Genomic DNA, 12,943 nt, shown 5'->3' with positions numbered 1-12,943 from the left:
CAGGTATTGCACCAAAATTGCTCAAAGGCAAAACGCAAACGCCCCACCGTAGGGCATCAGCCAGCGGCACAAATTAGCCCAAGAAGCATGCGAATCCCGCCTGGGTTGCGTATCCTGATGATCAGATAGCTGTATCGAGACATTGACCGTTAGGAGAAAGCCATGGCGCCTCAAGACCGTATTAGCCGACTCGCCCAGCAAATCGGCGACCGCTTGCAGAACGCTTCCCAAGCGCCTGAAGATATCCAGAAAGGGGTTCATCAGGTGGTGCGGGGGGCCTTTGACCGACTGGAACTGGTGTCCCGGGAGGACTTCGATATTTTGATGGACGTATTGCAGCGCACCCGCTCACGGGTAGAAGCGCTGGAACGCCAGGTCGCCAGCCTCGAAGCCGCCGTGGACGCCCAGGCAGCCGATGCCTCGACGCCCGTCGAAGCCGAGGCACCGCCGCTACCAGCAGAGCCCCAGGCAGATTCCGATAACGTCGACACCAAGGAAGATGAAGACGAATCCAAACCGCAATGATGAATGCGAATAGATATCATTGATTATTATTGTGCACATGGTAACGTAATTCGCATCCCATGATGCAGGCAACACCGGGGGATTCGCGCGACAACTCTCGCGTCAATGCCCCATTTTGATGCATTGCCGAATTTCACCGTTACGTGATGCACGCATGACCACCGCCACCTTCGGCCCTCAAGTCAGTCAACCGCTTTATGAACTAACACCGGGGACGCTTGCCCAGCTAGGCCAGCGTTTCGGTATTGACTATCGCGTTCGCAATGCATCTGCCGGGGCGAGCGTCGCCACCGGCAGCGTTCGCGACGTTGCCCTGCCTCAAGCAATGCACTTGACGCTTTCCGATCTATGCGTGAACTGCGCCTATAGCTCAGCCTCTCGCCAGACAGTGCCCTGGTTTATCAGCGTGGTACTCGAGGGGCACATCACCGCCCGCCTGGGGGATCAACGCCTGGAACTCAAGGCAGGCGACGGCATGTGCGTCCATTTCACTGCCGAGCAGCCGCTGACCGTTTTTCAGCCGGCTCAGGCAAGGCTGCACACGGTGAACCTGGCAGTGCTCGCCACCACCAACCTGGACCTGCCATCGACGCCCCCAGCGCCGGGCTTATACCCTTGGCGCTTGTCGGACGCCTTTACGCAAATGTTACGCCATACGACCGCCGAACCACTGGCCGACTGGCGCCAGCCACTGATCTGGCAAGGCCTGGCCCTGCAACTGCTGGGTGAAGGGTTACCCCAGTGTGCACGGCAAGACCCAGCTCAGGCGCAGCCGATTATACCGGCCCGCGACGAGGCGCGTTTAGCCGCCCTCCATACCCGGTTGGCGTCTCATCCCGAGCGCAAGTACTGCCTCAGCGACCTGGCAAGGGAAGTGGCGATGAGCCCAAGCAGCCTTCGCCAGAAATTTCGTGCCCGCTATGGCTGCTCAATTTTTGAGCATCTACGCCAATGCCGACTGGCCAAAGCCTATCAGGCTCTTCAACGTGGGATGAGTGTTCAGCAAGTCGCGCACACCTGTGGCTACCGCCACGCCACCAATTTTGCCACGGCGTTTCGTCGTCGCTTTGGCATCGCACCCCATGACGTCATCTCACAGCACACTCCCCGATAAATTTGGCATTGCACATAGCCAATTTGGCAGATCGCATACCTATCCCTTGCGCTGAAAAGTAACAATTCTCATTACTAAAACTATCAAGGGATCCTTGCCATGCCAATTTTAGCTTGCCACTTCCGCCCATCGCTGCTGGTCATTGCCGTCGCCATCGCCAGCGGCGTGCCTTTTGCAGCCGCTCAGGAAGCCCAGCGCGACAACCTGGGCACGGTGACCGTTACCGCCCAGCAGGCGGCCACCAAGGTGGAAACGCCGTCGATCGAAACGCCCCAGAGCGTGTCCACCATTACCCGCGAGGATATGGACAACCGCGGGGTTAGTACCGTACAGCGGGCGACCGACTACACGCCCGGGGTCTATAGCAACCAGATCGGCGCGTCGAACCGCTTCGACTACCTGGTGCTGCGCGGCTTCTCCGATGGCAGCTTGAGCAACACCTTTCTTGACGGCCTGAAACTCATCGGCGATACCAACTCGCATAGTTCCCTGCGCGTCGACCCGTGGTTTCTGGACAGCATTGAAGTGGTCAAAGGGCCAGCCTCAGTGCTCTACGGCCAGGCCTCGCCCGGCGGCGTGGTGGCGCTGAACAGCAAGCGCCCAGAGTTCAAGTCCGGCGGCGAGCTACGCTTCCGCGTGGGCAATAACAACCAGCGCAGCGCCGCCTTTGATCTGACCGGTCCGCTGGGAGAAGAACAGCGCGTAGCCTATCGACTGGTGGGCATTGCCAGCGCCGCCGATACCCAGTTTGGTCCGACAGAGGAGGAACGCTACGCCATTGCACCGTCGCTCACCTGGGATATCAGCGACGCCACCAGCCTGACCCTGGACGCCTACCTGCAGGACGAACCCGAGGGCGGCTACCACTCCGGCGTGCCTTACGAAGGCGCCGTGGTCCCGCGCAACGGACGCAAGATAAGCAATAACTTCTTCGACGGCGAGGAAGATTACGACGCCTATGAGCGCACCCAACGCATGGTGGGCTACGCCTTCGAGCATCGTTTCAATGACGACTGGACCGCGCGCCAGCAGCTGCGCTACCTCAATTCCGATGTCACCCTGAACCAGGTCTATGGCTTTGGCTGGACGTCACCCACCTCCAATGAACTGGCCCGCTACTACGCCGGCAGCGACGAATCGCTCGACGCCTGGACGGTGGATAACCAGCTTGAAGCCAACCTCAACGATGGCTTTATGGACCATACCGTGCTGGTCGGGGTCGACTACCAGCAGCGCGATAATGACATTAATTTCCGCGAAGGTGAGTTCCCGTCCCTCGATGCCTTTGATCCAGAATACGGCGCCGACCCCACGGCGATGTATGCGCCCACCAACGAGCGTCACGAGCTGGAACAGACCGGCGTCTACCTGCAAGACCTGATCGCGCTGGATAACTGGCGCTTCACCCTGGGCGGGCGCTACGACTGGGTCGACATCGACAACACCAATCAGGATACCGGCCAATCGAGCACCCTCGACGACACCCAGTTCAGCGGCCGGGCCGGGGCGGTCTATCTGTTCGAAAACGGCGTCGCGCCTTACCTGAGTTACTCGACGGCCTTCACCCCCACCAGCTTTGTGGATGCCAACGGTGACCTGCTGGCCCCCATGGAAGGCGAACAGTGGGAAACCGGGGTGAAATACCAGCCCAACGACAGCGCCAGCCAGTACAGTGCCGCCCTGTTTCACATCAGCCAGGAAAACGTGGCCACCAAAGAGCAACCCTCGGATCCCTACCGCGCGGTGGGTGAGCTCGAGTCCCAGGGCATCGAGCTGGAGGCGCGTACCCAACTCACCGATGCGCTGTCGCTCCAGGCCGGGTACAGTTTCACCGACATCACCTACGCCAAGAGCGACGACGGCTACGAGGGCAATGACGCCATCTATTCGCCGCGCCACCAGGTTCAGCTGTGGGCGCAGTATGCGTTTAACGACGGCTGGCTGAGCGGCGCCGACATCGGCGCAGGCGTACGCCACTACGCCGACATTGCGGCTGACCGTGCCAATACCGAAACGGTACCGGATTACACCCTGGTGGACGCCACGCTCGGCTACGATCTTGGCGAGGTAGGCATGCAAGGGGTCGAGACTCGCCTCAACGTCAGCAACCTGCTGGATGAAGAGTACGTCGCCTCGTGTAACTCACTGGAGTACTGCTACTTTGGCGCCGAACGCGGCATTACCGCCAGCGTGCACTACCGGTTTTAATGTCGGCGTTTTAAGTTCAGCAGCTTTAAATTCGCGGCGTCGGCACCGCGCCCAGGCACTCGCCTGGGCGTTTTGTTTGCAAACAATAAATATTATCGTTTAAATACAGCCCTTATTTTCTATTGATGCCGTCATCATGCGTTGTTCCGCTGTGTCTTCTTTGATCACTCGTATTGGCTTGCTGACTGTGTGCCTACTCGGCGGTTTTCCCGTCCAGGCGCAACTGGCGACTATCGACTGGACGGTGGCTGAAACCTTGATTGCCCTGGACGCCCCCATTGTCGGTGGCGCCCAAAAACAGGCCTACCATGAATGGGTGGGTGAGCCACGGCTGCCCGACGAAGCCGCCGACCTGGGCCTGCGCAGCCAGCCCAACATGGAGCTGCTGGCAAAGATGCAACCCGAGCGGACCCTGATATCGCCCATGTTTGCCGGGTTAACGCCGCGTTTGGAGCGCATCGCCCCCGTCACGTCTGTCGAGCTTTACACACCTGGCAGCGACACCTGGGAAGAAATGCAAAGCATCACCGAGCAGATAGGCGAACTGGCGGACCGCGCACCTCAAGCGTCGCAACTGATCAAGCAGACGCATTCACTGATGGCCCGGCTGCGTGACGAACGACCCGACACGGCGCCGCTATTGATGATCCAGTTTATGGATGCCAGCCACGTGCGCGTGTTCGGTGATAACAGCCTCTATAACGCGGTACTGGAGCAGCTTGCTCTGCCCAACGCCTGGGATCAGGCGACCAACGCCTGGGGCTTTTCGCTGGTCGGCGTTGAAGAGCTCGCTCGCTACCCGGATGCCGCTCTGGTGATCGTCGACCCGTTGCCTACTGGCGTCGAGGCGCAACTCGCGGAAAGTGGCCTGTGGCAACAGCTACCCAGCGTCAAGAACGACCGCCTTTTGCGTCTGCCACCCGTGTGGAGCTTTGGCGCACTGCCCTCGGCGCAGCGCTTCGCCAGGGAGCTGGTCGCCGCGTTGGAAGACGCGCCCCAGGAAGCGCTAAGCCCGAAGTGATGGCAGCCTATGCCGTACCGCGCATCTGGCTACTCACCCTCTGATAAATACGGTAGGTTAATCAGCGTACGGTAATTAACAACCAGCGAGGGAACGCGCATGACGCTTGCCATTGTGGCGACACGGGCCGGGGTCGGCCTGGACGCACCGGCAGTGCACGTGGAGGTGCACCTGGCCAACGGTTTGCCTGGCTTGACGTTAGTCGGCCTGCCGGAAACCGCCGTCAAAGAAAGCCGCGAACGGGTGCGTAGCGCCCTGGTCAACGCCGGTTTCGACTTCCCCAACACCCGACGCATTACCCTCAACCTTGCTCCTGCCGACCTTCCCAAGGAAGGCGGCCGCTTCGATCTACCCATCGCGCTGGGCATTCTTGCCGCCTCCGGGCAGATTCCCGTCGACGCCTTGGAAGGCATGGAGTTTGCGGGCGAACTGGCCCTGGACGGCAAGCTGCGCGCGGTACCCGGCATTCTGCCCTTTGCCCTGGCCACGCGGCGCGCCAAGAAAGCACTGATCATCCCCCGCGCCTGCGCCGATGAAGCCGCGCTGGCGGGAGATTTGCCGGTGCTACCCGCCGACACCCTATGGGACGTCGTCGCCCACCTGCTCGACCAGGAGAAAATCCCGCCCCATCAACTGCCAGCCTCGGTCAAAAGCCCGGCGCCAATGGCAGACCTGGCCGACGTGCGTGGCCAGCAGCAGGCCCGCCGCGCCCTGGAAGTCGCCGCTGCTGGCGGCCATAATCTGCTTTTTGCGGGCCCGCCAGGCACCGGTAAGACCATGCTCGCCAGTCGCCTGCCCGGTATTTTGCCGCCACTCTCGGAAGAGGATGCGCTGGCCGTGGCGGCGGTGCGTTCGGTGTGCGGGCTACCGCTGGAAGCCGACTGGGGCCAGCGACCCTTCAGGCAACCCCACCACAGTTCCAGCGCCGCGGCATTGGTGGGCGGCGGTTCAAAACCCAAACCCGGCGAAATCTCGCTGGCCCACCATGGCGTGCTGTTTCTGGATGAACTGCCGGAATTTTCCCGCAGCGTACTGGAAGTTTTAAGACAACCGCTGGAAACCGGCGAAATTCATCTCGCCCGCGCCAGCCACGAGCGCCGTTACCCGGCGCAATTTCAGTTGGTGGCGGCAATGAACCCCTGCCCCTGCGGGCACCTCGGCGATCCGCGCAACCGCTGCCAGTGCACCGCCAGCCAGATCCAGCGCTATCAGAACAGGCTATCAGGCCCGCTGCTCGACCGCATCGACCTGCAGGTGGAAGTCCCGGCACTGCCACCGGAGCAACTTACCGCACAGACTCAGGGCGAATCATCCGAAGCCGTGCGTCAGCGCGTCATGGCCGCCCGGGAACGCCAAATGGCAAGGGGTGCGCTCAACAGCCAACTCAGCGGCAAGGCGCTGGAGACGGCCTGCGCCCTTAATGATGAAGAGCGCGCCTGGCTGGCGGGGGTGCTGGAAAAACTCAAGCTCTCTGCCCGCGCTTACCACCGCGTACTGCGCGTCGCACTTACCCTCGCCGACCTGCAGGGTGAACCCAAGCCCACCCAGCCCCACTTAATCGAAGCCATCGGCTACCGGCAGTTGGATCGGATGTTGAAGGGGGCATAATTGCCTTGAATTGCTCTGATGGGTATCGCGCGAAACAAAACTGTTTTATAATATAAACAGTTTTGTTTTAAGTTTAAAACAAAGAGTAGAGCATGCTTGCGACCAAATCTTTCACTGCTAAGGATGTTTGTGCTGCCTTAGGAGATATTAACCGCTCAAGGCTCCACCTATGGGCGCAATTGCCACCCTTTTCCGAAAGGCCAACACGAGAGAGAAGTGCCCGACGCTTTACTAAAGCCGATTTACTGACGTTTGCCATTTTGCAGACGCTTGAGGATGATTTTGGTATGAGGCGCGGGAACATTGGCCGCATATCAGCCGCTATCCATCACTATGTCAGCACACCACGTCAGGTGCCTATGGAGGAGTGGGTCTTCATCCCGAGGTATGAAGGCGCTGTACGTTCGGTACAGGGGCAGAGAATTGCCACCTCAGGTTGGGTGATTGACATGGCTAAGGAACGCGAGCGTATCGATCTTTATCTGGGCGTTACACCACCGCAACAGGAACTTTCTTTAATCTCGGACGTTAAGTCGGGGCGCCAATAGGCTGGCTTATGGATTTGTTACAAGCATTCGGTGCACCTAGCGAGAGTTGCGTCGATCTGCACAACGATCAAGATGCTCGTCGCCTGAGATACACTGATTTAATCCGGAATCGACACACACCATTAGTCGACTCCGTGGTTGAACAGCAATCTCAGGCGCTGCTCTATGTTGTCGACCAAACCCGTTTTCGTCGCGACGACACGCCGATTGCTGCTCTTCAACGCATTTTGGCCATGCGTGGCGAGCCAGCCTGGCTGGGTGTATTAAAGCCGGGGCGGCTGGATATTTATGCCACCGATTTACAGCCTGCAGCCAATACCTTGCCGGTTTGGTTTTCGCGGGACTCCCACGACGCACCCAGTATTCTTCCCCGGTTGGCGCAGGGGGAAAACCTAGCACCGCCCTCCACGTTACGCCTACGCGATGTGTTACTCAAATTGATGATTGATGCAGGAGAGGCCTTGCGTGCCCTTGGCGTATCCACCGACGAGGCCATCGCGCTGACCGGGCGGGCGCTTTTCCTACGTTACCTGATTGGGCGTAAGATCGTACTGCCCAACCATGTGTCCAAAATCGCGCCCAGCGCTGCATCGCTGGATGCTTGCATGAGCACAGACATCGTGCTGGCAGAGACAAATCACTGGCTGGATAACATCTTTAACGGCGATCTTCTCGCTCTCCCAACTACGGATTACATCGCTTATTTTCGTCAGCTTGTTCAGCAACACGGGCAGGTTGTCACGCAGCCCCTAAGTGCGATTTTGACGTTGGATACCGCCATTGAACCTGGGGTGTCACAACGACAGTTGGAGTGGGGCGATCTAGATTTCGATCACCTCCCCATCGGTTTGTTGAGCGAAACCTATGAAGAGTTGATCCACCGTTTTGATCAGTCAGCACGGCACGCCACCAGTGTTTATTACACGCCCTATCATATAGCCGAATACATGGTAGAAGAGGCGTTTCACGAGCTTCCGGTGGGCTCAAAAGCGCGGCTGCTGGACCCTGCCTGCGGAGCTGGCGTGTTTCTGGTAGCGGGGCTGCGCAAGCTAGTGGAGCTGCGCTTTCGTGAAACTGGCGAGCGTCCGTCTCGTGAGCAGATCAGGGAGATTCTCCATCAACAATTGGTGGGGTTCGATACCAATGGCCATGCGCGTACCCTGGCAGCATTGGCCTTATACCTTACCGCACTGGAACTTGACCCTCACCCAGCGCCAGTGGAAGCGCTGCGCTTCAAGAAACTGGAAGGCAGCACCCTGATTGATGTCGCCGACCCCGGCAGCCAAGCCGATGAACTGGTGCCCATGGCGGGAAGCCTGGGTGACCATGTGTTTGATCACTACCGCGACGCTTTCGATGTAGTGATTGGCAATCCTCCCTGGACGAGCCTGACCGCGCAATATAACGTCATTGATCGCGTCTTTACCCGGCGGTGCCGTGAAGTGGCTGCCCTGCGCGGTTTGGAGGAGATTGCCGCCAGTTACCATAATCCGGATCGTGTACCTGACCTGCCTTTTGTGTGGGGAGCCATGGCGTGGGCCAAGCCTGGTGGTCGCATTGCCTTGGCATTGGCTGGGCGCTGGCTGTTCAAGCAGTCTCCAAAGGGCATTGCCGCCCGCAATGCATTGTTCGAAGCACTGAAGGTAACGGGCATACTCAACGGCGCCGCCTTGCGGCAAACTCAGGTATGGCCCAGTGTGGATCAGCCGTTTTGCTTGCTGTTTGCCGACAATGAATTGCCTGAGCCGAATGACCAATTCGTCTTCGTAAGCCCGCACTATGAGCCGGACTTGAATGATAAGGGGCTGTTAAGGGTCGATGCCAGTGATGCTAACCCAGTGGCTTTTCATCTGGTGACGAGCACTCCAACTGCACTGAAGACCCTGTATCGCGGCACGGTGCTGGATGTGGCCATTGTCAACAAGATCAAGCAGCATGCGAAGTCTACGATAGGCGATTATTGGAAGGAGAATGCCGGACTTAACAAGGGGCAGGGCTTTCAGGTGGCCAGCCGATCCCAAGATGACTCCTTCCTTGAAGGAAAGCCTGAGTTGCAGGCAGATTACAAACGGCACCCATTTTCGGTGCTCGACCAGACACTGTATGGCTATATTCCGCGCGGACTGCACCGCACGAGAGCCCCTGGAATCTATAAAGCGCCATTATTGCTTGTTAGAGAAGGTGGTCGACAAGATCGCGCGCGTGGTCGAGCCTTGATAAGCGACTCTGATCTTGCTTACTCGGCGTCGTTCTGCGGATATTCGGGGGCAGAGCATCCACAAGGCCATTTTCTGATTCGATATCTTTTGGTCGTGATCCATAGCCAATTATTTGAATACGCTGCGCTGATGACCAGTGGAAAATTCGGTGTCGAGCGTGAAGCCTTTCAGGTGTTAGATATTGACCGGTTTCCATTTATTCCACCGGAGACCCTGTCAAACGAGCAGCGACAGTCCATCGCAACTTGCGCTCAGCAGTTGATCGACAATGAACCTGACTGGCCAGTGCTGGATCGTACCGTGGCGAAACTCTATGGGTTGTCATCGGCTAATCAGCAAATCGTGTCCGATACCCTGGCGATCAATGCCCCCTACGCCTCAGCTCGCGACAGAGGATTAGCTCGTATTACGGAACAGCAAGCCCAAACATTCATCGCTAATCTGGAAAAAGAGCTGGCCGCTGTCTTCGAAGTTGGTGGGCATAATGTGCGGGTGCAAGTGCTAAACAGCGCAAGTGAGGCTCTGCCTTGGCGCTTCTTCTCGATCACTTTGGAAGGTGCCACCCCGACGCTTGAACTTCCCGTGCAGTGGATCGATCAGGCGGGTGACCTCGGTGTTAGCCGAATCACCTTGCTGAACGCAGGCCAGCCCAGCTTGATCGTGGGCTTGCTCAACCGCTACCGCTTCTGGACGCAAAGTCAGGCTCGGCTGTTGGCATCGGAACTGATCTGGGAATTTGGGGCGCGCTTAGAGGAGCTCAGTCAGCCATGCGAGGATTGATGACAGGGCATGGAGCGACCGGAAGTTCTTGCGCGATTCCCATGTCCCTGATGGGAGTGGCCCAGAATGCCCTTGCCCACGCTTGGCGCATCCTGCTTGAGCAGATCGCTGAAGGACAATTTGCCATCTGTGGGGAAGAGGAAGATACGATCACCGAACGGCTCTACATGATTCTGGATGATCTCTACACCAATGAGCCGGATACCATTCAAGGGTTTACACAGTTTCAACTCCCGGTTCGGGAAGGCAATTTGGCCAACCGGGCAGGGGACAAGATCGATAACCAGCCCGATCTCGCCTTCCGTCCGCTAAGAGGCCAATTGAATACACGAAGCAGTGCGATGGCAGCCATCTTCGTCGAGTGCAAGCCCATCGATTCGGCTCATCCGATTGGTAGCACCTATTGCAAGGCAGGTATTAGCCGGTTTGTCAGGGAAGATTATGCTTGGGCGGTAGATCGCGCCATCATGCTTGGGTATGTTCGTAATATCTGTCCTCTGCCCGAAGGTTTAGCGTATGTACTGGGCAGCGATGCTGGCAAAGCAAACTATCGAGTTTATGAAGAGCTAGCCTATTTAAGTAAGACGGAACATGGGGACGAGGTGTATTGCAGTGTTCACCAGCGTGAAAGTACAGCACCATCAGCCCCTACAACAAGCCAACCGATTACCCTTCACCATCTTTGGTTAAAACCCGAAAAACCCTGCGAGCATACTCGATGTAAGGTTTAGGTAAGAGTGGTTTGTAGCTGTCTACTATCACTAAGCGGGCAGGAGGTCAAAATGGCCAAACTACCTAATATCCATCCCGGCGAAGTTCTCTATGAGGACTTCATGCAGCCAATGGGATTAAGCAAGAATGCCTTAGCCCGGCAGATGGGCGTGCCGGCCACCCGGAGCGGGGAAATTACCTTGGGTCGCCGCGCGATTACCGCAGACACCGATCTGTGCCTGGCACGCATTCTTGGCACCAGCGAGGGTTACTGGCTGCGCCTGCAAAACGCCTACGACCTGGAAGAAGCCCGCCGCCATCAGGTAGCCTGACCAACCGCCTTTATAACAGCAACCCCAACTATTTGGGGTCAGTTCAAACCCTTGATCGAAGCCATCGGCTACCGGCAGTTGGATAGGCTGTTGAAGGGGGCTCAGCCGTGGGTTTTGGCCAGCGAATCGACCAGGCGCTGGCAGAGCGCATCAAGCTTTTGGCCGGTGGCTTCATCATGTAGCGCGCCACTGTCGTTGAATGCACTACCTGCCTGGGGAAGCGATAGCGGCTGCGGCAGTACCGTCAGACTAAGGTTGGCAAGTAGCTGCTGCGCCAGGGGCATCGCGCGGATGCCGCCCAACCCGCCGGGTGATGCTGCCACCAGAGCCGCCCACTTGCCCGCAAAGAGCCCCAGGCCTGGGGTGTCTTCATAGGGCCGGGATAGCCAGTCCAGGGTATTTTTGAGCAGCGGCGTGATGAAACCGTTGTATTCCGGCGAGGCAATAAACACCGCCTGATGCTCGGCAAGAATGGCGCGCAGTTTCAGCACATTGTCCGGCATGCCTTGCGCCTCAATGTCCTGGTCAAATAACGGGCAGGGATAATCCTTTAAATCGATAAAGGTGGCTTGGCCACCCAGTGCCTCGATTCGCTTGGCGGCGAGTTGGGCGAGCTGCTTATTCAGTGAACCTTCGCGGGCACTACCCGCAAATACCAGTACTTTCGGTGTGTTAGATGTCATCGCACGATCCTGATTGAAAATGGGCTAACGTAAGTAGGTCATTGCGAGTTTCGCACAAGCATCTGGTGATAGCATTAACCCCCACTCATATAAAGGAGCCAATAGTCAAAGGTTATCATCCATCGTTGACGATGAGGGCGGCTTCCTGGGTGACGTTTCTGTCCTGGACGCCGCCACTTGATCGATGAACGCGTCCAGGGCATCGAACAGTGCACGGCGAATCGGCTCCGCTTCATTCACCAGGTGGTGCCTGGCATCCGGATGCCGATAGATCTGCGCGCCGGGGAATTTATCCTGCAGAATCGCCAGGTTCCATTCCCAGTCAACAGTAACGTCCTGCTCGCCCTGTAAAATCATCACTCGCAAATCCAGCGGGTCGCGGGCCAATAGCCTGGGTATCCAGCGGCGCATGGCGGTGACCCAGGCCACGCTCAGCTGATTGGGCTGCAACGGGTCGTGATCGCGTAGAAACTCGGTAAATTCTTCGTCAGTCGAGTTGGGCCGATACTTGCGCGGCAGCGCTTTAACGAAGGGACTGGCGATCAGGTGCAGCCAGCTTGCCTGGCTCCAGCCCCAGGGGCGAACCAGCGGCGCCAATAGCACCAGGCCATCCCACCCCGCTGCATGGCGGCGGCTCAGCGCGTCGGTCGCCAGGATCGCCCCACCGGTACTTTGCCCGATGCCCATCCAAGGGGCAGGCGCCATGGACTGCTGGGCCAGAATGGTTTGCACATGCGTGAGGCAGTGCTGATAGTCGTCAAAGTCATCAATGGCAGCACGCGCACCGCTGGAAAGCCCATGACCGGGCAAATCCCACAGAACAACGCGCCAGCCTTTATCCAACAAGCGTTCAAGCAGGTGGCGATAAAGCCCCAGGTGGTCGAAATAGCCGTGGACGACAAAGGCGGTGCCTTTTGGTGCAGGCGGGCTCCATACCTGGCACCACAGCGAAAAACGCCCGGTATCGATAAACCCTGCGTATACGTCCCGGGTGTCAAGGCGCAGCGCCTCCAGGCCGTAGTGCTGAAAATAGTCATTCATCGCCATGGCAAGGACGTCACCAGGCACCAAGCGGGAGAGTGCTGAGTCGCCAGCGTGGCGGCGAAACAATGCCTCTAAATGATCGAACTCGCGCATTCGCACCTCTCCTTAAACCGCTCTTTCGCCACCGGTCAGTCAATCACCCATGGCGTC

Annotated in this window: 11 protein-coding genes; 9 read left to right on the top strand and 2 right to left on the bottom strand. The window is 58.2% G+C overall.

Annotated elements, in window-relative coordinates; genetic code table 11:
• Positions 1 to 162: 162 nt before the first annotated feature.
• From QC816_RS07855 to QC816_RS07815, 9 genes are all read left to right on the top strand, one after another.
• A complete protein-coding gene (locus tag QC816_RS07855) occupies positions 163 to 525 on the top strand; it encodes an accessory factor UbiK family protein (protein ID WP_309781548.1) in 363 nt (120 codons plus the stop codon).
• A 154-nt stretch (positions 526 to 679) separates the two neighbouring features.
• The gene (locus QC816_RS07850) at positions 680 to 1,639 is read left to right on the top strand and encodes a helix-turn-helix domain-containing protein (RefSeq protein ID WP_309781547.1); all 960 of its coding nucleotides are present in this window, start codon (positions 680 to 682) and stop codon (positions 1,637 to 1,639) included.
• A gap of 99 nt (positions 1,640 to 1,738) precedes the next feature.
• Entirely contained in the window at positions 1,739 to 3,847 is a 2,109-nt protein-coding gene (locus tag QC816_RS07845; protein ID WP_309781546.1) for a TonB-dependent siderophore receptor, read from the top strand.
• 136 nt (positions 3,848 to 3,983) lie between these two features.
• A complete protein-coding gene (locus QC816_RS07840; protein ID WP_309781545.1) occupies positions 3,984 to 4,868 on the top strand; it encodes an ABC transporter substrate-binding protein in 885 nt (294 codons plus the stop codon).
• Between the two features lie 99 nt (positions 4,869 to 4,967).
• A complete protein-coding gene (locus tag QC816_RS07835; RefSeq protein ID WP_309781544.1) occupies positions 4,968 to 6,476 on the top strand; it encodes a YifB family Mg chelatase-like AAA ATPase in 1,509 nt (502 codons plus the stop codon).
• Between the two features lie 92 nt (positions 6,477 to 6,568).
• Positions 6,569 to 7,024 (top strand): hypothetical protein, encoded by a 456-nt coding sequence (locus tag QC816_RS07830; RefSeq protein ID WP_309781543.1) that lies wholly within the window; start codon positions 6,569 to 6,571, stop codon positions 7,022 to 7,024.
• Between the two features lie 8 nt (positions 7,025 to 7,032).
• Positions 7,033 to 10,023: an HsdM family class I SAM-dependent methyltransferase gene (locus QC816_RS07825; protein ID WP_309781542.1), complete on the top strand. Its 2,991-nt coding sequence runs from the start codon at positions 7,033 to 7,035 to the stop codon at positions 10,021 to 10,023.
• On the top strand, positions 10,011 to 10,754 hold the full coding sequence (locus QC816_RS07820; RefSeq protein ID WP_309781541.1) for a hypothetical protein: 744 nt from the start codon (positions 10,011 to 10,013) through the stop codon (positions 10,752 to 10,754). The genes QC816_RS07825 and QC816_RS07820 overlap by 13 nt, the downstream gene beginning before the upstream one ends.
• Before the next feature lie 51 nt (positions 10,755 to 10,805).
• On the top strand, positions 10,806 to 11,066 hold the full coding sequence (locus tag QC816_RS07815; RefSeq protein WP_309781540.1) for a HigA family addiction module antitoxin: 261 nt from the start codon (positions 10,806 to 10,808) through the stop codon (positions 11,064 to 11,066).
• A gap of 101 nt (positions 11,067 to 11,167) precedes the next feature.
• Here QC816_RS07815 and QC816_RS07810 read toward each other — a convergent pair whose 3' ends face one another.
• Positions 11,168 to 11,749, bottom strand: a complete 582-nt coding sequence (locus QC816_RS07810) for an NADPH-dependent FMN reductase (protein ID WP_085919476.1) — start codon at positions 11,747 to 11,749, stop codon at positions 11,168 to 11,170.
• Between the two features lie 105 nt (positions 11,750 to 11,854).
• Positions 11,855 to 12,886 (bottom strand): alpha/beta hydrolase, encoded by a 1,032-nt coding sequence (locus tag QC816_RS07805; protein WP_085919477.1) that lies wholly within the window; start codon positions 12,884 to 12,886, stop codon positions 11,855 to 11,857.
• Between the last annotated feature and the right edge of the window lie 57 nt (positions 12,887 to 12,943).

The sequence above is a fragment of the Vreelandella janggokensis genome (genome assembly GCF_031451615.1).
Lineage (GTDB): Bacteria > Pseudomonadota > Gammaproteobacteria > Pseudomonadales > Halomonadaceae > Vreelandella > Vreelandella janggokensis.
Note: the sequence above shows the minus strand (reverse complement) of the source record. Positions and strands in the feature narration are given on the sequence as shown.

What these genes read in the sequence shown, in the direction of transcription:
- QC816_RS07855 (WP_309781548.1), top strand. Translation starts at nt 163, where the DNA reads ATGGCGCCTCAAGACCGTATTAGCCGACTCGCCCAGCAAATCGGCGAC.
- QC816_RS07850 (WP_309781547.1), top strand. Translation starts at nt 680, where the DNA reads ATGACCACCGCCACCTTCGGCCCTCAAGTCAGTCAACCGCTTTATGAA.
- QC816_RS07845 (WP_309781546.1), top strand. Translation starts at nt 1,739, where the DNA reads ATGCCAATTTTAGCTTGCCACTTCCGCCCATCGCTGCTGGTCATTGCC.
- QC816_RS07840 (WP_309781545.1), top strand. Translation starts at nt 3,984, where the DNA reads ATGCGTTGTTCCGCTGTGTCTTCTTTGATCACTCGTATTGGCTTGCTG.
- QC816_RS07835 (WP_309781544.1), top strand. Translation starts at nt 4,968, where the DNA reads ATGACGCTTGCCATTGTGGCGACACGGGCCGGGGTCGGCCTGGACGCA.
- QC816_RS07830 (WP_309781543.1), top strand. Translation starts at nt 6,569, where the DNA reads ATGCTTGCGACCAAATCTTTCACTGCTAAGGATGTTTGTGCTGCCTTA.
- QC816_RS07825 (WP_309781542.1), top strand. Translation starts at nt 7,033, where the DNA reads ATGGATTTGTTACAAGCATTCGGTGCACCTAGCGAGAGTTGCGTCGAT.
- QC816_RS07820 (WP_309781541.1), top strand. Translation starts at nt 10,011, where the DNA reads ATGCGAGGATTGATGACAGGGCATGGAGCGACCGGAAGTTCTTGCGCG.
- QC816_RS07815 (WP_309781540.1), top strand. Translation starts at nt 10,806, where the DNA reads ATGGCCAAACTACCTAATATCCATCCCGGCGAAGTTCTCTATGAGGAC.
- QC816_RS07810 (WP_085919476.1), bottom strand. Translation starts at nt 11,749, where the DNA reads ATGACATCTAACACACCGAAAGTACTGGTATTTGCGGGTAGTGCCCGC.
- QC816_RS07805 (WP_085919477.1), bottom strand. Translation starts at nt 12,886, where the DNA reads ATGCGCGAGTTCGATCATTTAGAGGCATTGTTTCGCCGCCACGCTGGC.